The sequence below is a fragment of the Nocardioides turkmenicus genome, assembly GCF_011045035.1.
In the GTDB taxonomy this organism is placed as follows: Bacteria; Actinomycetota; Actinomycetes; order Propionibacteriales; family Nocardioidaceae; genus Nocardioides; species Nocardioides turkmenicus.
Genome location: NZ_JAALAA010000019.1, coordinates 73,388 through 95,515, shown reverse-complemented (window position 1 = coordinate 95,515; position 22,128 = coordinate 73,388). Strand labels below are relative to the sequence as shown.

General features: G+C 68.9%; 19 protein-coding genes. 8 read left to right on the top strand and 11 right to left on the bottom strand.

What is annotated here, in order from left to right; genetic code table 11:
* From G5C66_RS20340 to G5C66_RS20325, 4 genes are all read left to right on the top strand, one after another.
* A partial coding sequence (locus tag G5C66_RS20340; protein ID WP_420901749.1) for a hypothetical protein occupies positions 1-1,511 on the top strand: 1,511 nt, incomplete at its 5' end.
* A 98-nt stretch (positions 1,512-1,609) separates the two neighbouring features.
* Positions 1,610-3,115, top strand: a complete 1,506-nt coding sequence (locus G5C66_RS20335; RefSeq protein ID WP_165112746.1) for an FAD/NAD(P)-binding protein — start codon at positions 1,610-1,612, stop codon at positions 3,113-3,115.
* On the top strand, positions 3,112-4,434 hold the full coding sequence (locus tag G5C66_RS20330) for a sortase domain-containing protein (protein WP_165112745.1): 1,323 nt from the start codon (positions 3,112-3,114) through the stop codon (positions 4,432-4,434). Before G5C66_RS20335 ends, G5C66_RS20330 begins: the two co-directional genes overlap by 4 nt.
* Positions 4,434-5,102, top strand: coding sequence for a class F sortase (locus tag G5C66_RS20325; protein ID WP_165112744.1), 669 nt, complete (start codon positions 4,434-4,436; stop codon positions 5,100-5,102). The genes G5C66_RS20330 and G5C66_RS20325 overlap by 1 nt, the downstream gene beginning before the upstream one ends.
* Positions 5,103-5,224: 122 nt before the next feature.
* Here the strand turns inward: G5C66_RS20325 and dnaB are convergent, their stop codons facing one another.
* On the bottom strand, positions 5,225-6,655 hold the full coding sequence (dnaB, locus tag G5C66_RS20320) for a replicative DNA helicase (RefSeq protein WP_165112743.1): 1,431 nt from the start codon (positions 6,653-6,655) through the stop codon (positions 5,225-5,227).
* A 472-nt stretch (positions 6,656-7,127) separates the two neighbouring features.
* Here dnaB and G5C66_RS20315 point away from each other — a divergent pair, with 472 nt between their 5' ends.
* A complete protein-coding gene (locus tag G5C66_RS20315; protein WP_165112742.1) occupies positions 7,128-8,483 on the top strand; it encodes an MATE family efflux transporter in 1,356 nt (451 codons plus the stop codon).
* Positions 8,484-8,517: 34 nt separating this feature from the next.
* Here the strand turns inward: G5C66_RS20315 and G5C66_RS20310 are convergent, their stop codons facing one another.
* Entirely contained in the window at positions 8,518-9,189 is a 672-nt protein-coding gene (locus tag G5C66_RS20310) for a hypothetical protein (protein WP_165112741.1), read from the bottom strand.
* 134 nt (positions 9,190-9,323) lie between these two features.
* Positions 9,324-9,632 carry a helix-turn-helix domain-containing protein gene (locus G5C66_RS20305; RefSeq protein WP_165112740.1) on the bottom strand — a complete coding sequence of 103 codons (309 nt, stop codon included), beginning with the start codon at positions 9,630-9,632 and terminating at the stop codon, positions 9,324-9,326.
* A gap of 148 nt (positions 9,633-9,780) precedes the next feature.
* Here G5C66_RS20305 and G5C66_RS20300 point away from each other — a divergent pair, with 148 nt between their 5' ends.
* Positions 9,781-10,356: a DinB family protein gene (locus G5C66_RS20300; RefSeq protein WP_165112739.1), complete on the top strand. Its 576-nt coding sequence runs from the start codon at positions 9,781-9,783 to the stop codon at positions 10,354-10,356.
* Positions 10,357-10,425: 69 nt separating this feature from the next.
* Here G5C66_RS20300 and rplI read toward each other — a convergent pair whose 3' ends face one another.
* From rplI to G5C66_RS20265, 7 genes are all read right to left on the bottom strand, one after another.
* The gene (gene rplI / locus G5C66_RS20295) at positions 10,426-10,878 is read right to left on the bottom strand and encodes a 50S ribosomal protein L9 (protein WP_165112738.1); all 453 of its coding nucleotides are present in this window, start codon (positions 10,876-10,878) and stop codon (positions 10,426-10,428) included.
* Positions 10,879-10,889: 11 nt separating this feature from the next.
* Positions 10,890-11,126, bottom strand: coding sequence for a 30S ribosomal protein S18 (gene rpsR, locus G5C66_RS20290; RefSeq protein WP_008355445.1), 237 nt, complete (start codon positions 11,124-11,126; stop codon positions 10,890-10,892).
* A gap of 97 nt (positions 11,127-11,223) precedes the next feature.
* Entirely contained in the window at positions 11,224-11,808 is a 585-nt protein-coding gene (locus G5C66_RS20285) for a single-stranded DNA-binding protein (protein ID WP_165112737.1), read from the bottom strand.
* Positions 11,809-11,915: 107 nt separating this feature from the next.
* Positions 11,916-12,203, bottom strand: a complete 288-nt coding sequence (gene rpsF, locus G5C66_RS20280) for a 30S ribosomal protein S6 (RefSeq protein ID WP_165112736.1) — start codon at positions 12,201-12,203, stop codon at positions 11,916-11,918.
* A gap of 103 nt (positions 12,204-12,306) precedes the next feature.
* Complete coding sequence (locus G5C66_RS20275) at positions 12,307-15,477, bottom strand: heavy metal translocating P-type ATPase (protein WP_165112735.1); 3,171 nt, start codon at positions 15,475-15,477, stop codon at positions 12,307-12,309.
* A gap of 5 nt (positions 15,478-15,482) precedes the next feature.
* A complete protein-coding gene (locus G5C66_RS20270; RefSeq protein WP_165112734.1) occupies positions 15,483-15,686 on the bottom strand; it encodes a heavy-metal-associated domain-containing protein in 204 nt (67 codons plus the stop codon).
* A gap of 35 nt (positions 15,687-15,721) precedes the next feature.
* Complete coding sequence (locus tag G5C66_RS20265) at positions 15,722-16,042, bottom strand: metal-sensitive transcriptional regulator (RefSeq protein ID WP_165112733.1); 321 nt, start codon at positions 16,040-16,042, stop codon at positions 15,722-15,724.
* A gap of 73 nt (positions 16,043-16,115) precedes the next feature.
* On the opposite strand from G5C66_RS20265, the gene G5C66_RS20260 reads away from it, so the two are divergent.
* Positions 16,116-16,910: a deoxyribonuclease IV gene (locus G5C66_RS20260; protein ID WP_165112732.1), complete on the top strand. Its 795-nt coding sequence runs from the start codon at positions 16,116-16,118 to the stop codon at positions 16,908-16,910.
* A gap of 203 nt (positions 16,911-17,113) precedes the next feature.
* Positions 17,114-19,153 (top strand): acyltransferase family protein, encoded by a 2,040-nt coding sequence (locus G5C66_RS20255; protein WP_165112731.1) that lies wholly within the window; start codon positions 17,114-17,116, stop codon positions 19,151-19,153.
* Positions 19,154-19,734: 581 nt separating this feature from the next.
* Here G5C66_RS20255 and G5C66_RS20250 read toward each other — a convergent pair.
* Entirely contained in the window at positions 19,735-21,924 is a 2,190-nt protein-coding gene (locus G5C66_RS20250) for a CHAT domain-containing protein (protein ID WP_165112730.1), read from the bottom strand.
* Positions 21,925-22,128 lie beyond the last annotated feature (204 nt).

Sequence of the window (22,128 nt, the reverse complement as noted above, 5' to 3'; positions counted from 1 at the left end):
GCGCCGATGGTTCCTTCACCATCGTGCTCAACGGCACCACCTACAAGGTGACCTCCGACGGCACCGTGACCCCGGTCAACGGCACCAACGGTGCTGAGCTGCCGCAGGTCACCAAGGGCGCGGACGGCTCGTACACGATCGTCTTCAACGGCGTGACGTACAAGGTCCAGCCCGACGGATCCGTCACCACACCGACGGCTCCGGCTCTGCCCACCGCACCCCAGGTCACCCCGAGCGCCGATGGTTCGTTCACCATCGTCTACGACGGTGTCACCTACAAGGTTCAGCCCGATGGCTCGGTCACGAGCCCGTCTGGTTCGGATCTGCCGAACGCACCCCAGGTCACCCCGGGTGCCGACGGTTCCTTCACCATCGAGTTCGACGGTGCCAGCTATGAGGTGTCTCCGGACGGCACGGTGACCCCGGTCGACGACATCGGCGGCATCGACGGCAATGACGGGACCGACGGTGGTGCTGAACTGCCGCAGGTCACCCGCGGTGCCGACGGTTCCTACACGATCGTCTACGACGGCGTCACCTACAAGATTCAGCCCGACGGCTCGGTCACGAGCCCCTCAGGTTCGGATCTGCCGAACGCACCCCAGGTCACCCCGGGTGCCGACGGTTCCTTCACCATCGAGCTCGACGGCACCACCTACAAGGTGTCCTCCGACGGCACCGTGACCCCGGTCGACGGCTCGGCTGACGGTTCCGTCGGCGGTTCGACCGATGGCCTGACGGGTGTGACCGACGGGCTCACCGGTGGTCTGACCGGGGGCTCCTCTGATGGGTCCTCGGAGTCCAGCCCGCTGGCCGCGGTGACGCGCCTGGTCGAGCCGGTCACGGGCGCGCTCGGCTCGACGGATTCGCTGCTGGCCCCGGTCACCTCGTTGGTGGGGCGTTCAGCGACTGCCTTGCCGACGACGGACGGTGATTCGACCGATGGCTCGACCGATGGCTCGACTGGCGGCTCGACCGGCGGCTCGACCGATGGCTCGACCGATGGCTCGACGGGTTCCGACGGATCCACCGATGGAACGGCCGGTGGCTCGACCGGAGGGTCGACCTCCGGGTCGACGCCGGGGTCGACCATGCCGACGGGTAGCGGTGGCGGTGGCCACACCGCCGGCGGCCATGCCGGGGTCACCTACCCCGGTTCGTCGACGGCCGGGAGCCCGGCCGTGTACTTCCCCGGTGGGTCGACCACGGGTTCGGGGATGTACATGCCGACGACCAGCACTCAGTTCGGGGGCCTTCCGGCCACGACGAGCTTCGGGGACCTGGGCGCAACCAGCACCCACCTCGGAGGCCACAGCACCGGCGTCGTCGGTGCTGCTCCGAACGGAGTGTTCGTCACACCCATGGGGGGTGTCGGTGCAGGCGGCGGTGGCACAGCTGCCAAGGCGCACGTCGAGAACCCCTCCGACAACGACGCTGACTGGCTGTGGCTGCTGGCCCTCGGGCTGGCCACCGCGGCGGCAGCAAGTCGCCTCCGGAGCCGCGTGAGCTGACGCTCACCGGCCCACCCAGGTGGTGCGGTACGGCTCACCCGCCGTGCCGCACCACCTGCCCCGATCCCCTGCTCCATCACGAACCTGCAGGAGCCCCGATGACCACTACGCAGAACGATCTGCCCACACACAGCCCCGACGACCTGTTGAAGGACATGGAGTTCCAGCACGTGCCGATCGTGTCGATCGGAGGCGGCCTGGGATCCTTCGCTCTGGTCGACCGGCTCCGGATCGGCGGCGTCAGCGCCGACGACATCCGGGTCGTCTCGCTGCACCGGCAGCCTGAACAGGCCTTCGCCGACGCCTGCCGCGACTCCGGCATGGGTCCGCGCGACCGGCTCCGCTCCGACTCCTCGGCACGCATCGACAATCTCTGGGGCTTCCCCGGCTACGCCGCCCGCGAGGCGCGCGAGACGAAGCGCCCCAGCCTGATGCTCCGCTCGCTCGTCGAGCCGGTCCTGGCCCAGCCCTACGCACCGACCGTCGGCCTGGTCCAGCATGCCGTCAAGGAGGAGTCTGCGCGGATCGGCTGGAACCACATGACCGTACGCGGCATGGCCCTGCGCGTGCAGCGGCAACCCGACGGGGGCTACGTGGTCATCGTCCGGCGCCGCGGCAACCGACGAGACCTGGCGCTGGTGTGCGACTACGTACATCTCGCCATCGGCCCCTTCGGCCCGAAGCTCACCCCGGAGGCGGTCAGCTTCCGCCTCAAGCACCCTTACCCACAGCGGCTGGTGCATGCCTACGAACAGCACTCCGAGGTCTACGACCAGCTCGCCGAGCACGGCGGCTCGGTGCTGGTACGCGGCTCCGGGATCGCGTCCTCGAGGGTGATCCAGCGGCTGCTCGAGGACCGCGAACGATCCGGCCAGGACATACACATCTGGCAGCTCTTCCGGCACTACCACGACCAGCCGACCGGGCCGCTCCTCGGGCGCAGGGACGCGGGCTACGGGTACGCCCACCAGCCCTACGACTACCCCAAGGCCGCCTACGGCGGACAGCTCCGCGACACGATGAAGCGGCGCGACGAGAGCGACCGGATCGCGCTGTCCCGAAAGCTCGGCGCCACCTCGACTCCCTACCGGACCGAGTGGGCCAGGCCGCTGCGCGAGGCCCGTGCCGAAGGCTGGTACGACGCCCTGGCCGGCGAGGTTCACGAGTTCGTCGCCCTGCAGCGCGATGGGAAGGACCAGGTCAGGGCGAAGATCCGGCTCGCCAACAAGGAGACCTACCAGCTCGATGTCGACTACGTCATCGATGCCACCGGGATGGACCAGCAGGCGGAGAACCACCCCCTGATCCACGACCTGGTCGAGCAAGGCATCGCCGACGTCAACGACCTCGGCTGCCTCCGAGTCGACGACAACTTCATGGTCGTCGGCTCCGAGAGCCACTCCGAGAACCAGTCCGGGGCGATCTTCGCCTCGGGGATGAACGCACGCGGCGGCCCGCTGGCACCGGTGGACTCGTTCCTCGGACTGCAGAGCGCCGCCCTCAGCATCGCCGACGTCCTCGCCGACCACGGCCTGGGCAAGCGACTCACCCCGGCGCGCTCCGTACGCCAGTGGTGGAAGTGGATGGGAAGGAAATCGCTATGACGCCGACGCTCTCGGGCCGGCTACAGACACGAGTGGCCCTCATGGCCCTGGTCGCCGTGCCGCTCACGCTGCTGCTGGCGCTCCTGCCTGGGATCACGCTGGTGGGCGGCCTGCTCACCGTGCTGATCATGTCCGTTCTCGGCCTCGGCTGGGAGCTGGTCTACCACGCGCTCCAACAGCTGCGCTGGGACAAGGACTGGCCCAGCCTCTTCGGGCTCCTCTCGGGAGTGCCCGAGGGGCTGGGCCTGTGGACCGTGCTGGGCGCCTTCGGGACACGGCCGTCCGCAGGCACGTTCGCCCTCCACGTCGGCCTGCTCTGGGTCGCGATCTGGGCGATCCAGCAGGGTCCGCTCAAGGTGATCGCCCCCGCGTGGCGGTTCCACGGCGCCCGGCTGCTCGAGCGCCGCCCAGCCACCACGCTGCTGCCCGCTCCCACGCCGGCCGCTGTGCCGACACCGGTGTCGGCGCAGGTCTCCGAATCACCCCTCGAGGGGATGTTCACCAACGAGCGGGAGCCCAAACCTGAACGTGTCCGCAAGCCGACCCCGGTCAGGAAGTCGCGCCCGAAGAACTCGAGCCGGCCGCACAAACAGCTGGTCTTCGGGCGCGGCGCCCGCCTGGCCGCCGCAGTCACCGTCGCCGCCGTCGTCGGGATGCTCGCCGTGACCAATCTGGGCACGAACCATCGCGCCCCGACGGCTGCCGTCGACAAGCCCTCTGCCATCCCGTCGACGCCGTCGAGCACACCGACACCGAAGCCGTCCTCACCTCCCGCCCACCAGGAACACAAGCCACAGGCATCCCAGCCGGTGGGCTGGACCGTGCCGAGCGACCACAAGGCGTACAAGACCTGGAACAAGAACGCGAGCGTGGTCCCCTACGCCCTCACCGTCCCACGTCTGGAGATGCAGACGAAGCTCGGGGCCGTCGGACTGAGCGAGTCCGGCACCTTGCAGACGCCGAAGAAGAGCACCGAGGCAGGCTGGTACCAACAGGCGGCAGCGCCCGGCCAGGCCGGGCCCGGAGTCATCGTGGGAGCGATGCAGGGCCACCACGCGATCTTCGCTCAGCTCGGTGAGCTGGTGAAGGGCGACACTGTTCTGGTCACCAGGATGGACTCGACCACCATCCAGTTCCGGGTCAAGAAGGTCCAGACGGTCTCGGTCGACCAGTTCCCCTCGCAGGCCGTGTACGGCATGACCGATGACCCGCAGCTGCGACTGATCGGCTTCACGCCGACCAAGGGCAAGACGAAGGGCAAGAACGTGATCGTCTACGGCACCGCGGTCCAGCTGCTCCAGCCCAAGCAGCAGAGCTGATGAACACCCCAGCGCCGGCGCCGGGCCGAGGTCTGCTCGCCTACCTCGGCCTGGCGTGCTCCGTCCTTCTCATCACCGCCGGCCTGGCGATCGGGCTCGGCACTGGCCCCGGAGAGGGACCGTCCGGTCCGGCCGCCCCCCGCGCGACCGACCCGCGCGTGCCCGAGACACACCCGGCGTACCTGTCTCGGGAAGGGGTGGACGAAGACGCTCCGGTCAGGCTGGAGATCCCGGCGATCGGGATCGACCAGCGGCTGCTCCGCCTCGGGTTGGACAAGCACAAGCAGCTGCAGGTCCCGACCATGGCGCAGGCCGACCGGCCGGGCTGGTACCGCTATTCCCCCATACCCGGCGACATCGGTCCCTCGGTGATCGCCGGTCACGTCGACACTACCGAGGGGCCAGCGGTCTTCTACCGGCTCCGTGAGCTCGACAAGGGCGACACCATCCGCGTACACCGCGCCGACGGTCAGCTCGCGGTCTTCACCGTCACCAAGGTGCGTCTGGTCCGCAAGAGCCGGTTCCCCACCAAAGAGGTCTACGGCCCCATTCGGTACGCCGGGCTGCGGCTGATCACCTGCGGGGGCGGCTATAACCAGGACCGGGGCGGATACCAGAGGAACCTGGTGGTCTTCGCCAAGCTCGAACGGCCACTCAACGACGCCTGACCGGCGCACCCTCCCCAGACGAACCGGCCCGGGCCGCGGGGCACCCGGGCCGGTTCATCACGTCGAAGGGCTGATTCCTCGTTGAGCCGCCGCCACACTCGACGGCAGCCGCCGCTTGGGAGTCAGTGGGCCATGTCGACGAAGCGGCTGTAGTGGCCCTGGAACGCGACGACGAGGTCGCGGGTGGGGCCGTTGCGGTGCTTGGCGATGATGACGTCGGCCTCGCCGGGGCGGGTCGACTCCTTCTCGTAGACGTCGTCGCGGTGGAGGAGGACGACCATGTCGGCGTCCTGCTCGAGCGATCCGGACTCACGGAGGTCGGAGACGGCCGGGCGCTTGTCGGCGCGCTGCTCGGAACCACGGTTGAGCTGGGACAGCGCGATGATCGGGACCTCCAGCTCCTTGGCCAGCAGCTTGATCTGTCGGGAGAACTCGGAGACCTCGAGCTGACGGGACTCGACCTTCTTGCCGGAACTCATCAGCTGGAGGTAGTCGATGACGATGAGCCGGAGATCGTGGCGCTGCTTGAGCCGCCGCGCCTTGCTCCGGATCTCCATCATCGTCATGTTGGGGCTGTCGTCGATGAACATCGGCGCGCTGGATACCTCGCCCATCTTGCGGGCGAGCTTGTTCCAGTCGTCGTCGGACATGTTGCCGTTGCGGATGTGGTTGAGCGGCACCTTGGCCTCCGCGGAGAGGAGGCGCATGGTGATCTCGGAGCGGCTCATCTCCAGGCTGAAGAAGACGCTGGTCAGGTTGTTGTGGATCGAGGCCGCGCGGCAGAAGTCGAGGGCCAGGGTCGACTTACCCATCGCGGGTCGAGCCGCGACGATGATCATCTGTCCGGCGTGGAAGCCGTTGGTGAGCTCGTCGAAGTCGGCGAACCCTGTGGGGACGCCGTAGAGCCCGGCCTCACGGTTGGAGATCGCCTCGATCTCGTCGAGGACGCCGTCCATGATGTCGGCGAGCGGGGAGTAGTCCTCACCCGAGCGCTTGTCGGTGAGCTTGAAGACCTCGGCCTGGGCCTCGTCGACGATGTTGTCGACCTCGCCCTCGCCGGCGTAGCCGATCTGGACGATCTTGGTGCCGGCCTCGACCAAGCGGCGCAGGACGGACTTGTCGCGGACGATCTCGCCGTAATAGGCCGCGTTGGCGGCGATCGGCACGTTGGAGGCGAGCGTGTGCAGGTAGGGAGCGCCGCCGATGCGCTCCAGCTCGCCCTTGCGGCGCAGGTCGTCGGCGACCGTGACCATGTCGGCCGGCTCGCCGCGGCTGTAGAGATCGAGGATCGAGTCGTAGATCGACTCGTGGGAGGGGCGGTAGAAGTCGGTGCCACGCAGCGTCTCGGAGACGTCAGCGATGGCGTCCTTCGAGATCAGCATCGAGCCGAGGACGGCCTGCTCGGCGGCCATGTCCTGCGGCGGCGTGCGGTCGTTGGCCGCGCGCGGGGCGTTGCCCGGTTCGTACGCCGCGGGGCCGTCGCCCCACTCCTCGAACGGCGGCTCTGGGAAGTCGCCCGGACCGTCCATCGAACCGGTCTCAGTGACGCTCATTCCCTTGCCCCTCCGTGGTCTGCGGACCGTCGTCGTGTGTTCCTCGGTCGATCCGGTCCCACGCTACGGGCGGGCACCGACAGTTTCTGCTCCCACAGATCTGGGCCGACCCTCGACGACACCTCAAGTCTCCGCGACCTTACGTCGCAGACCGCATCGGCGACAGGTGGTTATCCACAGGCCCTGGGGATAACCAGGGGATAACGGTGGACGACACCCGGGTCAGTGTGAACAGCCTGGGGAAGTGCCTGTGCATAACTGGTGCAATACCATCAGTAAAGACCGTCTGACCTGGGATTTTGTTGTCCATAGGTTGTGGACGGAAGAAAGTACGCGCCACATCCGTCTTTACCCCCGAGATCGCCGTCCCCGGCCGGGCGTTTTGTCGACATAGCGCCGCAGCGACGTTTTCCACAGGTTTTCCACCTGCCCTGAACAACGCTCGGAGCCGACGGTGTTTAACCTTGAGAGCGTGACGACCCCGGCGGATGCGACGACCCACTCGAAGGCAGACCGCCGAGGCCTCGACAAGGAGATCTGGCGGCTCGCGATCCCCGCCTTCCTGGCGCTCGTCGCCGAGCCGCTCTTCCTCCTGGCCGACTCCGCGATCGTCGGCCACCTCGGCACCCGAGAGCTCGCCGGCCTCGGCGTCGCGGGCGTCGTTCTCCAGACGATCGTCGGCCTCTGCGTCTTCCTCGCGTACGGCACGACCGCATCCGTCGCCCGCCGGATCGGCGCCGGAGACACCGCCGGCGCGCTCCGCCAGGGAGTCGACGGGATCTGGCTCGCCGTGATCATCGGGGTCGTCGTCACCGTCCCGGTGATGGTTCTGGCCGAACCCCTCAGCCGGGCGATCGGCGCCGGCGACGACGTGGTCGGGCCGGCGACGACGTATCTGCGGATCGCGGTCCTCGGCGTGACGCCGCTGCTGATGATGCTCGCCGCGACCGGCGTGCTCCGCGGCCTCCAGGACACCAAGACGCCGCTGGTCGCGGCGGTCGTCGCCAACGTACTCAACATCGTGCTCAACCTCGCCCTCGTCTACGGCGCGGGCCTCGGCATCGCCGGTTCGGCGATCGGCTCGGTGATCGCGCAGGTGCTGGCGGCCGGGATGCTGACCTACGTTGTGGTGCGCGCCGCCCGCGGCGAGAACGTGCCGCTGCATCCCGATGCCCCTGGGATCCGCGCCGCCGCGCGGGCCGGCGTGGCCCTCGTCGTGCGTACGCTGACGCTGCGCGCGGCGCTGCTGGTCACGACGTACGCGGTCACCCATCTCGCCGTGGGCGACCAGGCCGTCGGACTGGCGACCCACCAGATCGCCTTCACACTGTGGACGTTCCTCGCGTTCGTGCTCGATGCGATCGCGATCGCCGCGCAGGCACTGACGGGGCGGTCGCTGGGGGCCGGCGACACCCGGGAGACCCGGGCGATCACGGCCCGGATGGTGTGGTGGGGTGTCGTGATCGGGGTCGCGGTCGGCGTGCTCCTGGCTGCTCTGTCTCCGTTCCTCGGCGCCCTCTTCACCGAGGACGAAGCGGTGCGCGACCTGCTGGTTCCGGTGCTGATCGTGGCGGCCGTGGCTCAACCCGTCGCAGGGGTGGTCTTCGTGCTCGACGGGGTGCTCATCGGCGCCGGCGACGGGCGCTACCTCGCGTGGGGCGGCATCTGGACGCTGGTCGCGTACGTCCCGCTCGTCGCGCTGGCCGTCGCACTGGGCGGCGGGCTGGTGTGGGTGTGGATCACGTTCGCGATCGGCTTCATGGGGGCGCGCTTCGTCGTGCTGACTCTTCGAGCGCGGAGCGACCGCTGGCTGGTCACCGGGGCCTGAGCGTCGACGACCAGCGAGCGGACGAACAGCTCGCTCAGGCGTTGCTGGTGACCGCGATCGGGTTGTTGGCCGCGTCGGTCGCGTTGACCACGTACGTCGCCGCAAAGGAGACCTTGTCACCGTTCGCGATCCCGGCCAGGCCGCACATGAAGCCCGAGACGTTGGCGAGCGTCAGGGTGGCCTCGCTGCCGGTGAGCGTCAAGGTGCCCGACGAGGCACCGTTGGTGTAGTTGCCGGCCACGGACCCGGAGGCCGTGAACGAGCAGCCCGACCCGCTCACCTTCGCGGTGATGCCGCTGATGTTGCCCGGGGTGGTGCCGTTGGCGTCGGTGTCGCCGGTGGCGTTGAGCGCCCAGGTCCCGGACCCGGTGACCGTGAACTCGATCCCTACCGGGCCGGTGCAGTCGGTGAACGAGACGCTCGAACCGTTGAGGGCCGCGATCCCGCTGCCGCTGACGCCCTGGCCCACGGTCGTGGAACCGGAGATCGAGCTGCCGCTGCAGGTCACGGACGAACCCGCGGTCTCGTCGTGGAAGGTGATGTTGCTCCCCTGCGCCCCGAAGGCGACGCTCGATCCGGCGGCAGCGGATCCGGCACTGACGTTGTAGCTCGAGGCGGCGAATGCTGCTGGTGACGCGAGGCCGATCGCGGCGACGGCGGCGGCCGGTACGACGGTGAATCTGGCCAGCTTGGACATGTTCGACATGACACGCTCCTCTGGTGGTGGGGTCGGCCGAGAGCTCTCGGCCGACGAACACGCTAGGAGGGGCTGGGCGCGTGCGGGCCGGTCCAGGGCTCGTACCCGCACTATTTCGTTCATATCAACAACATGTGTCCCGGTTACTTTCTCGTCCGGCGCCTCTTCGCGTACGCCGCCTCCGCCCGCCACCGCGGCAGCGCCGAGCGCAGCGCCCGCATCATCGCCAGCCGGACGGCCGGGTCGTGCAGATCCGGTCCGAGGAGCTCGCGGAGGAGACGTACGCGGTAGGCAGCCGTCGATGGCGGGATCTTCATCCGGACCGCCACGTCGGCCGGCCGGTCGACGCCGTTGTGCAGCATGACCTGGAGGGTTTCGCCGAGAATCCATCTGGAGTGCGGCTTGACCCCCTCGAACTTCCCCAGCACGGCTCCGTCGTCATGGGTCAACATGGGGGACCTCCCGAAATGGCCGCTGCGGATCCCCGGCGATCCGCAAGTGAACAGGTTATAGATCCGGCTCATGTTTCGATCAGGTTTCGAGACGACGGGTCCCACATACTCAGTTGCGCCGAATCGCGCTTGGCGCGATGGTCAGTACATGCCTGCCGATCCGAAGAGCACACTGAAGAGCTACCTCGACGCACGCCGCGAGGCGCTGATCTCCAAGGTCGAGGATCTGCCGGAGCGAGAGGCCCGGATGCCGCGTACGCCGACCGGCACCAATCTGCTCGGCATCATCAAGCACGTCATCGGCGTCGAGGCCGTCTACCTGGGGTCGACGTTCGGCCGTCCGTTCCCGCATCCCGAGGAGCTGGTCTCGGACGAGGTCTTCGAGGTGGACCCGCAGGCGGACTGGTACGCCACCGAGGACGAGACGATCGCCGGGATCATCGACCGCTACCGTCGCGTCATCGCCCACGGCAACGAGACGATCGACGCGCTGCCGATCGACGCCATCGGGCACGTACCGCACTGGGGCGGTGAGGAGGTCACCCTCCACCAGATGATGGTGCATCTCTTCGCCGACCTGGCCGGACACTGCGGACAGGCCGACATCCTGCGCGAGGAGGTCGACGGTGCGGTCGGCTGGCGCAAGCCCGGCGACAACATCCCTTCGGAGTACGACTGGCCGGGGTACGTCGCGAAGCTCACCGCCATCGCCGAGAAGTTCTGAGCCAGGACCCTCGGCGACAACGAACAGGCCCGCCTCCCGGAGGAGGCGGGCCTGTCTGGAATCCCTAGATCAAGCGGGGACCACGTTGAGGGCCAGCTTGGCGGACACCTCGTCGTGGAGCTTGACGGAGACCTCGTGGGCACCGAGGGTCTTGATCGGGTTGCCCAGCGCGATGGTGCGCTTGTCGATCGACTCGCCGGTGGTCTCGGAGACCGCGGAGGCGATGTCGGCGGCGGTGATGGCGCCGTAGAGGCGGCCGTCCTTGCCGGCGCGGACCTTCACGTTGACCGGGTTGGCCTCGAGCTTGCCCTTGATCTCGGCGGCGTGAGCCTCGTCGCGCACGGAGCGAGCCGCGCGCGCAGCCTTGATCGACTCGACCTGCGACTCGGCGCCACGGGTCCAGCGGATCGCGTCGCCACGCGGGATCAGGTAGTTGCGGGCGTAGCCGTCCTTGACCTCGACGACGTCACCGGCGGAACCGAGCCCGGTGACCTCCTGCTGAAGGATGATCTTGGTAGCCATGTCGATCCTCCTCAGCGACCGGTGGAGGTGTAGGGCAGCAGAGCGACCTCGCGCGCGTTCTTGACGGCGATGGCCACGTCGCGCTGGTGCTGGACGCAGTTGCCGGTCACGCGACGGGCGCGGATCTTGCCGCGGTCGGAGATGAACTTACGGAGCAGGGTGGCGTCCTTGTAGTCGACGCCGGTCGCCTTCTCCTTGCAGAACTGGCAAACCTTCTTCTTAGGCTTGCGAATCACTGCCTTGGCCATTGTGGTGCTTCCTTTCTAGAAGCCCGGCCCCGCCGCAGGGCGGCCTATGGGTTGAGTGCCGGAATGGTTGAGGGATTCGGATGGGTGGATCTGTCGATCAGAAGGGAGGCTCGTCGTTGCCCACGCCCGGGGTAGCCCACGGGTCGTTGGCCGGCGCGCCGCCGCCCGCGTTGGCGGGCTGCTGCGGAGCCGGCGAGGCCCACGGGTCGTTGCCGGCCGGGGCCTGCTGGCCACCACCCTGGGGGCCGCCGTAGCCGCCGCCCTGGTTGTAGCCGCCGCCCTGGTTGTAACCGCCGCCACCCTGGCCGCCGGACTGGCGGCTGGCCTTGGTGACCTTGGCGGTCGCGTAGCGGAGCGAAGGACCGATCTCGTCGCACTCGAGCTCGAAGACAGTGCGCTTCTCGCCCTCACGCGTCTCGTAGGACCTCGACTTCAGGCGGCCCTGAGCGACGACACGCATGCCGCGCTGCAGGGACTCGGCGACGTTCTCAGCAGCCTGGCGCCAGATCGAGCAGCGCAGGAAGAGGGTCTCCCCGTCCTCCCACGAGTTGGTCTGCCGGTTGAAGCTGCTGGGTGTCGAAGCGATCGTGAAGTTGGCAACGGCTGCACCCGACGGCGTGAAGCGAAGCTCCGGGTCGTCGGTGAGGTTGCCGATCACGGTGATGACGGTGTCGCCTGCCATGAGATCTCCCTTGAGTCTGATCTGGGTGTCGGTGTCGGTTCAGGAGCTGTTCCCTGTGGGCCCAACATAGGGCCCTGCACCGACATTTTCCGACGGTGACATCCGCGTCACTTGGACGGACGGATGACCTTCGTACGCAGGATCTGCTCGTTGAGGCCGAACTGGCGGTCGAGCTCCAGAACGGTCTTGGGCTCGGCGGTCAGGTTGATGACGGCGTAGATGCCCTCGGCGTTCTTGTTGACCTCGTAGGCCAGACGGCGACGACCCCAGACGTCGACGTTCTCGACGGTGCCACCATCGTTGGTGACGACCTTCAGGAACTTGTCAAGGGTCGGGGCGACGGTGCGCTCGTCGAGGCTGGGCTCGAGGATCACCATTACTTCATAGGCGCGCATAGCGTTCTCCACCTCCTACGGACTCGGCGGCCATGGTCTCTCCATGGCAGGAGGGCTGATGCGATGTCCCGTATCCATCTGTGGAAAGGGACGCGTCAGCGTATCAACCAGTGCCCTCGACACCCGAATCCACGGTCTCGGCCGAATCCGCGGCCTCCACGGTGAACGGCACCGTGATCACGTCGCCGTCGCCGAGCCGGAACTGGGCCCAGAGGCGGTAGAGACCGGCCTTCGGTACGTCCAGGTGCAGCCCGAGCTCGGGACCGAAGGTGGCCCCGGGAACCGCCAGCTCCTCGCCCTCTGCGTGACCGTGCACGAACGTCGCGCCGTCCGCGCTCATGACCACGACGTGGCCGGCGGCACCGAGATACGGTTGTAGATCGTCGACAATCTTTCCGGCGCTGTCCTCGAACCTGAAGTGCAGGTCGCTCTGCTGGTCGGCGACGAGCGTGCCCTCGAGCGTCACCGTGAGATTGTCGACAGTCGACGATCTCGGGCTCGGCTCGAGCGGGACGGCCTGGGGCTGCGTACCGTCGATCGTGAGCTGCTGACGGTCGAGCACGTCGGCGATGTCGGCACGGCGACGGAACTCGGTGTCGACGCGGTAGGTGCCTCCGGCGGGGAAGGTCACGTCGGTCTCGAGCTCGCCGGGGCGACCGGTCGGCTCGGCGTGGAGGTGGCGGAACCAGGAGAGGTCTTCGCTGGTCACGATCACGTGCATCCAGGCCTGGTGGGTGCGACCGAGGTCGGTCACCGGGTCGCCGGTCGCGGCGTCGGTCACCAGGAAGCGGAGGCCGCCGTCCCGGCGGGTGATCGCCACGTCGACGCCGGCCTCCTCGGAGGCGACCGGGGCGATGTCGACCTCGTGCATCTCGGTCATCGACGGCCGCATCGGGCTCATCCCCTGCGCCCAGGCCAGGATGCCGTTCATGCCCCGCTGGGCCGGCTCGGTGCGCGACAGGTAGGTCAGCGCGGCGCCGATCGACAGCGCGATCACGGCGGTGACCAGCAGATATCCACCGTCGCGGACCCTGGTGCCGAACCCACGCCCGGCGTACGCCTCGGGCGTCTCGGGACGCCGGAAGCCGCGCAGCCGCAGCGCGTTGGTGACCACGCTGACCGAGCTCATCGCCATCGCGGCGCCGGCGAGGACCGGGTCGAGAAGTGCGAGCGCGGCGACCGGGATGAGGAGCACGTTGTAGGCGAACGCCCAGAACAGACCCTGCTTGATCGTCGCGACCGTGCGCCGCGAGAGCGCCAGTGCGGTCACCACGCCACGGAGGTCACCGCCGACCAGGGTGATGTCGGAGGCGGCCAGAGCGACGTCGGTGCCGGTGCCGATCGCGATCCCGACGTCGGCCTGGGCCAGCGCGGGGGCGTCGTTGATCCCGTCGCCGACCATCGCGACGACCTTGCCCTCGTCCTGGAGCTGCTGGATCCGGGCGAGCTTCTGCTCGGGCAGGAGGGCACCCGCGGCATGGCTGACCCCGACCTGCTCGGCCACCTTGGCAACGGTCTCGGCCGCGTCGCCGCTGAGGATGTGCACCTCGACGCCCGACTCCTCCAGGAGCCGGACCGTCTCCCTGGCCTCGTCGCGGACCTGGTCCTCGACACGGATCGACCCGGCGTACGCGCCGTCGACCGCGACCAGGACCGAGCCGTCGTCGGCGGCCTCGATGCCCTCCTCGGCCAGCATCGCCGCGTTGCCGACCAAGACCCGGCGCCCGTCGACGAGGGCGCTGATGCCGCGTCCCGGGTGGGCCTCGAACGCCGAGACGGCGGCAGCGCCATGGTGCCCCGCGCGGGCCCGGAGGGCGGTGGCGAGGGGGTGGTCGCTGCCGGTCTCGGCAGCGGCCGCGACCCGGACGAGCTCGTCGCTGGTCCACCCCGGAGCCGGGGCGATCTCGGAGACCTCGGGCTTGCCGTGGGTGATCGTGCCGGTCTTGTCGAAGACGATCGCGGTGACGGAGCGGGCGCGCTCGAGGGTCTCGCCCGAACCGACCAGCACGCCGAGCTCGGCGGCGCGGCCGGCGCCGACCATGACGGCGGCGGGCGTGGCCAGGCCGAGGGCGCAGGGGCAGGCGATGATGAGGACCGCGATGGCCGCGGTGACGGCGCTGGTGAGACGCTCGGCGTCGGACCCGAAGACCAGCCAGCCGACGAAGGTCAGCGCGGCCACGACCAGGACGGCGGGCACGAAGACCTCGGAGACGCGGTCGGCCAGGCGCTGCAGCTTGGTGCCGGAGCCCTGCGCCGACTCGACCATCGCGATGATCTGCGCCAGCGTCGTCTCGGAACCGACCGCGGTCGCCTCGATCTCGAACGACCCGGTCTGGTTGATGGTCGCGCCGATGACGATGTCGCCCTCGACCTTCCGCACCGGGTCGCTCTCGCCGGTGAGCATGGACTCGTCGACGTAGGACGCCCCGGCGACGATGCGGCCGTCGACCGGGATCTTCTCCCCGGCGCGTACCCGGATCCGGTCGTTGACCTGCAGGTTCGCCACCGGGACCGTGACGTCGCGGCCGTTGCGGACGACCGTGGCCGTCTCCGGCATCAGGCCGACGAGGGCCTTGACCGCATCAGCCGTACGCGACTTCGCCCGTGCCTCGAGCCAGCGGCCCATCAGCACCAGCGCGACGATGACCAGGGAGGTCTCGAAGTAGAGGTGGAGCGGCAGGCCCCATGCCTCGGCCTGCCCCATCCAGAGGGTCACGAAGGCGCTGTAGGCGAAGGCGATGCCGGTGCCGAGCGTGACCAGGGTGTTCATGTCGACGGAGCCGTGGCGGATGCCCCGCACCGCCGCGACGTAGATGTCACGGCCCGCCCACCACTGAGTGATCGCGGCGACCACGAGCACGATCGACATGACCGGCTCCATGGCGTCAACCGGGAGCGGGACGTACATCAACGCCATCAGGCCGAGCCCCACCGCCAGGGCCGTGATCCATCGCCGCTTGAGCTGGACGAGCTCTGTCTCGCGGCGTACGTCCCGATCGTCCTCGGTTACTTCAGGCTCCTGCGGATTGTCGACAGTCGACGATCGCAGGACGGCCTGATAGCCCGCCTTCTCGATGGCGGCGCTGATCTCGGCGAGGTCGGTGCGGGTGGGATCGAAGTGGACCAGCGCGGTCTCGGTGGCGAGGTTGACGTTGGCGTCCTCGACACCTTCGACACGGCTGATGGCCTTGGTGACCCGGCGCACGCAGCTGGCGCAGGTCATGCCCTCGATCTCGAGCTGCTGCTCGGTGGGCGTGGCGGCGGTGGGGCTCATCGGGATCAGGCCAGCGAGTAGCCGGCCTCTTCGATGGCCGCGCGGATGGCGTCGTCCGAGATCGGCTCGGCGGAGGTGACGGTGACGTTGCCGGAGGCGAGGTCGACGTCGACGTTGCTCACGCCGGCGATCTCGGTGACCTCCTCGGTGACGGAGGCGACGCAGTGGCCACAGGTCATGCCGACGACGGTGAAGTTCTGGGTGCTCATGAGAATCTCTTCCAGGGTTGTTGGATTGTTGACAATCAGGATCGAACGAGGCGAGCGATGGCAGCAGAGGCCTCGGCGAGCTTCTCGTCGGCCTCGGCACCACCGTTCTGGACCGCGCCGGCGACGCAGTGACCGAGGTGCTCGTCGAGCAGCCCGAGGGCGACCGCCTGGAGCGCCTTGGTGGAGGCGGAGACCTGGGTGAGGATGTCGATGCAGTAGGCCTCGTCCTCGACCATCCGCTGCAGCCCGCGCACCTGACCTTCGATGCGCTTGAGGCGCTTCAGATAGGCCTCTTTGTTCTTGTTGTGGAGATATCCGTGATCTGCGTGGCCTTCGTGCCCGCTGTGCTCGTCCATGCCGTCTACCATACCCCCGTAAGGTATGAAGTCAACCCCGAAGACTGTCGGTGCGGCGTCCTAGACTGACCCCATGGCTGTTGCGATCGGTGCCCACGTAGACCAGACCGACCCCGTCGCCGAGGCGACCGCGCGCGGGGCGAGCCTGGTGCAGTTCTTCCTCGGCGACCCGCAGTCCTACAAGGGACCTGTGGTGACGTACGCCGAGGGCGCGGCAGCGCTCAAGGCCCGCGCGGAGGAGGCCGGCGTCGACCTCTACGTCCACGCGCCCTACATCATCAACGTCGCCACGACGAACAACCGGATCCGGATCCCGAGCCGCAAGCTCCTGCAACAGCACATGGACGCCGCGGCCGAGGTCGGCGCCAAGGGCCTGATCGTCCACGGCGGTCACGTCAACAAGGACGACGACCCGGCCAAGGGCTTCGACAACTGGCGCAAGGCGATCGAGGCGACCGACCTCAAGATCCCGCTGCTGATCGAGAACACCGCCGGCGGCGACAACGCGATGACGCGCTACCTCGACCGGATCGCCGGCGTCTGGGAGGCCATCTCCACCGCGGAGGGCGCGGACAACGTCGGCTTCTGCCTCGACACCTGCCACGCCCACGCCGGCGGCAACCCGCTCGAGACGGTGGTCGAGGACGTACGCAAGATCACCGGGCGCATCGACCTGGTCCACTGCAACGACTCCCGCGACGAGTTCGACTCCGGCGCCGACCGCCACGCCAACTTCGGCGCCGGCCGCATCGACCCCGACCTCCTGGCCGGCGTGGTCCGCGATGCCGGCGCCCCGGTGATCTGCGAGACCCCGGGTGGCGCGGCGGAGCACACCAGCGACTTCGCATGGCTCCGCGAGCGACTCTGACCGATTCTCACCGAATCTTCACGTCTGTCAGCCGAGTCTTGAGTTCTGGCGGACGAAACGGCACATTCGTCCACCACAACCGAAGATTCGTTCGCCACAACTGCGGTCTCGGCCACCACAGGTGAAGATTCGGCTGAGAATTGGACCACCCAGCGGGACCGTCAGCTATGACCCAACCGGGCCATTGACATATTCTCCTTCGAATGAATTCGAACTGGCGCGCCGATGTTCAAGGTCTCCGTGCCGTCGCTGTCGGTCTGGTGATCGCAGGACACGCGGGACTCTCCGGGTTCGAGGGTGGATTCGTCGGAGTCGACGTCTTCTTCGTCCTCTCCGGCTTCCTGATCACCACCCTGCTGCTGCGTGAGACCGACCGCACCGGCACGGTCAGCATCAGCCAGTTCTACGCCCGCCGCGCCCGCCGGATCCTGCCGGCGGCGACCGCGACGATGCTGGTCGTCCTCACCTACAGCGCCATCGTCCTGCCCCAGACCCGCACCGACCAGATCGCGGGCGACGCGGGCTGGGCGGCGGTCTTCCTGGCCAACGTCCACTTCGCTGGCGAGGCCGTCGACTACTTCAACAACGCCGCTCCGTCGCCGTTCCAGCACTACTGGTCGCTCTCGGTCGAGGAGCAGTTCTACGTCGTCTGGCCGCTGCTGGTGCTCGCGGTCGCGCTGTGGATCCCGAAGCAGCACCGCCGCCGGGCGATCACCGGGCTGGCCGCGCTCGTGGCGGTGGTCAGCCTCGCCTGGTCGCTACACGTCACCGCCTCCGACCCGACCACGGCCTACTTCTCCACCCCGGCCCGGGCGTTCGAGCTCGCCGCCGGTGCGCTGCTCGCCTGTGTCGCGGGACGCCTGACGCGCATCAAGAAGCCGTACGCCGCGGCCCTCGGCTTCGTCGGCGTCGGAACCCTCGTCTACGCCACGGCCAGCTTCAGCGAGGCGACCCACTTCCCGGGCTGGCACGCGCTGGTGCCGGTGCTCGGCACGGTGGCGCTCCTGGTCGCCGGCCCCGCGACCCCGACCGGCTGGCTGCTCTCCAAGCAGCCGCTGCGCTACCTCGGCGACATCTCGTTCAGCCTCTACCTGTGGCACTGGCCGATCCTGATCCTCGCCCCCGAGGCGATCCCCGGCGGCGGCGTACGCCAGCTGCTGATCATGCTCGCGCTCATCCTGGCCGCGTCCGCGGCGAGCTACCACTGGATCGAGATGCCGTTCCAGCGCCACAAGATCCCCCACATCACCAAGGGCCGCCGCGCGCTCGCCCTCTGGCCCGCCGCTGCCGCCCTCGCGCTGGTCGCGGGCACGAGCTCCCAGGCGTACGCCGGCTACCAGGTCGACGTCGCCAAGGCCAACGCCGAGGAGTGGTTCAAGGAGAACCCCGACGTCCTCGAGACCGACGACAAGCCGGTCACCGGTGTGCTGAAGACGACGATCGAGGCCGCCGAGGACGGCGCGCCGCTGCCGCCCGAGGCCAAGTTCGACGCCAGCGACTCGTGGGCCGAGCGCGGCGGCTACTGCTACGCCGGCTACGGCGAGACCGAGCTCGACGGCGACTGCGTCTACGGCGACGGCAAGGCCGACCGCACCGTCGCCGTCGTCGGCGACTCCCACATCGGGATGTGGCTGCCGGCCCTCGACACCCTCGCCGAGCGCCAGCACGTGAAGCTGGTCCCGTACGTGAAGCTGGGCTGCGCTGCGTACGGGGTCAAGCAGAAGTCCTCGAAGATGACCGTCGAGGAGTGCGAGGACTTCCGCACGTGGACCAACGAGCAGATCGCCGAGCTCGACCCCGACACGATCGTCGTCGGCGCCCGCGGCATGCTCGACATGGAGGAGCGCGACGGCGTCTCGACCGAGGAGCAGTGGCGCCAGGGCGTACGCGACGGCGTCCGGTCCTTCGAGAAGATCACCCCTGACGTACGCGTCTTCGCCGACGTCCCCGCGGTCGACAACGACCCCGGCGAGTGCCTCTCCGACGCCCGCAACCTCCTCGAGGACTGCGTCGTGAAGGCCGACGGCACCGAGGTCGACTCCAACGAGGTGACCCAGGAGGCGCTCGAGGGCACCGAGGCCACGTACGTCGACATCGTCGATCTGGTCTGCACCGAGCGCTGCCCGCTCGTCGTCGGCGACGTCGTCACCTACTACGACGACTCGCACATCACCGCGACCTGGGTCGACCGGGTCACCCCGGCCCTCGGCAAGCGCCTCGGCCGGCTGGACCGTTCCGCGTAGAACACATTTCAGTTCTGCGCTCGCGGAACCATTGCCGTCGCGCACCGGGGACGGAACAATCGAAAGCTGCCGGGCGGGGCAGTCAGTCCCCTCACCGCCCCGCCCGGCCCACGTCCCCGCCGATCGGGCCGCCTGGCGCAGGTTGGGCATCCCCCTAGTGCCCAACCCGCGCAGCGGCCCCGAAACCGCCTGCCTCCCCCAAGGCGGCGGCGCCAGCGTCCGAACCGAATTCCCCCGAATATCGGCCCGGACAGCCCCAAGGAGTACGCAGCGCTCGCCCTGATACGTGCGAGTCGAGAAAAATTCTGACGAGTTCCCGTCGCGGCGAGCGAGCACATCTGCGCGCTGGTGCAGGGCCGCTACGGCGAGGCCGAGATCGACCCGCAGACTTCAAATAGCCGCATATCCCCGGTCCGCATGCGGCATGCGTTGTCGACGACTTTCAGGTCCGAGTCGAGGCGCTACGACCCCTAGGAGTGCAGCGCACACCAGATGTGATTTCCGCTCCTTAGGTCGGCGCAAGTGCGTGTTGATGGGCTGGGATCCAGCGGTCCTCGCCCATCGGCGTCGTGTCTGCGCGGCTAGGAGAAGCACACGAAGGGTGCTGGCGGAGCGTGCGTGGTTGCCGCGGGGAGGGACTCGGCGAGGGCCTCCGCAGGGGCCAGGCCTTTCGCCAGGGCTCCGTGGAGCCGGCTGAAGACCTCGTACGCAGCCTCGTCCGCCACCACGGCAGGAGAGGCGATCACGGCGCGGGCGCCGGCATGCAGCCAGGCGCCGACCAGGCCGATGAGCTCCTCGCCCCAGCGGATGGTCGAACGCCCGACCTCGCAGGCGGAGAGGAGCACGACGTCGGGGACGGCGGACAGGCCGTCGATGTCGTAGCCGTACCAGGTGCCGTCGGCGAGCTCGAGCCCGGAGAAGAGCGGGTTGTCGGCGGAATGGTGGCCGTGGGCGGCCAGATGGAGTACGTCGACCTCGGCCGCCAGCGCGGAGACGGCGGCCGCCGTGGCGTCGCTGCCCGTGAGCAGGTGCGCTCCGGACCAAGCGGTGGCGCTCTTGGCGACCTCGTCGGGGGCTCGCATGACACGAGGACCCGCGACGAACCCGGCTGTCGCCGTGCGCAGCGGGGTGTCGGAGCGGGTCAGCCAGGCGGTCGCGCTCTGGGCGACGGTCACCGGTCGGCCGGTGAAGCCGGACAGCAGCGTCCACGGCACGGCCGCCAGCACGGCAGAAGGAGTCAGGACGACCGGTCGGTCGCCGATGAGCTCGAGGATCGGGGCGACGAGGAAGTCGGAGAGCTGCTGGAGCCGGGCGGTCAGGTCGCCACGTACGGCTGCCCCCAGCGGCCCCGGAAGATCGGTCGCGGCGACGTCGAGATCAGGAAGCAGACCGCCGAGGAGTGATCCGAGCACGGCCTGGTCACCGAGATCGACCCGGGTGGCGGCGTCGTGGGTCGCGACAACCGCGACCAGACGTCCTCCGGCGACGACGTACGCGACCAATGCGTGGCCGCCGATGCGTTCACGCAGGTCAGGAAGGGAGATCGGATCCGAGACCTGGCCGGATCCCTTGACCCGCCACGCACGCTGGCGGATCTGCTCACGCAGCTCTGCCTCGCGCTCGGGGGTCACCTCACCGCGGAGCTCGGCCAGGTCGGCGGCGAGCTGCGGATCAGACGGTGGCCGCACCGGCTGAACCCGTGAGGCCAGCATCCGCGAACGCTCCGACCACTCGAAGAGCACGTCCGTCTCGCCCGACTCGACGGCAAGCTCCAGGCCGCGCCTGGCCAGCGTGCGACCGTGGCCGGAAACGTTCGTCTGCAGGTCCAGGCTGCCGAACGAGCTCTGCCACAGGTGAAAGTCATCGAGGCCCGCACGCAGCTCGCGGAGTCCGGATGCGGTCCGCCCCGCGGCCACGGCCAGCTCGGCTCGGAGCTCTCTCTCCAGCAGGCGGATGTCGATCGGGGCCTCAGGCGGGACTGGGCCGATGACCCTGCCGCTCGCCGGCCTCGTCGGCAGGCCAGCGTTCTCCGCCGAGCGAATCCGCGCCAGCCGAGCTTGCAAGCGCACCCGGAGCGCCGGCCAGCTCAGCCCTTGCTCCTCGAGCGGGGCCGCCAGCGCCTCGCCATCCTCGCTCGGATCATGGCCTGCCGTCACCGCCGCCTCGAACGCCACCGCCCGTGCCCGCAGTGCCAGCCCTGTCGCCCGTGCCTCCTCGAACCAGCCCAGCGCCGAGCGCGCCACTCGATCCGCCTCGACAGGATCGGTCGCAAGCAGGTGCGACGCCAGCGCCAGTTCAGCCTCCCCCTGCCGCTGGCGCTGCTTCTTGGATCCGTACGCCTCTGCCGCCTGCCGAAGCATCTCCCCGCCCTGGCGGGTCAGACCCGCCGCCATCAGCACCTCTGCCCGGTCGGCGTCACACACCGCCTTCAAAAGTGGGCCCGCAGCAGCCTGCACGTCGTAGCAATCAGCCATCACCTCCAGCGCACCGACAAGGTCACCGGCCAAGAAGAGCGCGTAGCCGCGATTGTGGTCGGCCATCGCCGCCGCCACGTCATCTCCTTCCGCGCGGAAGTTCACCGCGGCGGCGGAGAAGTCATTGACCGCCGACTCGAGATCGTGCTGGTCGAGGTAGGCCGTGCCACGGTTGAGGTAAGCATCAGCCAGATCCGAACCCCGGCCCTGCAGTGCCTCGATCGCCTCACCGAAGGTGAAGAGCGCCTCGGCTGTACGTCCCGCTCTGCGCAGCAGCGTGGCACGTTGCTGCAACATGAGTCCACGGACCTCATGACTGAGACCGCCAGCGGCAAGAGCACGATCAAGAAGCCCGAGCGCGTCGTCGAGGTCCGACTCATCGGCGGCCATGTACGCGAGGGTCGACTCAGCTCGTGCCAGAAGAGCGGAGTCACCGGTCGAGATCGCCGCAGCTTTTGCCTGTTCGAGCAAGGCTTGCGCCTCGGCAGCGTGGCCGAGCGT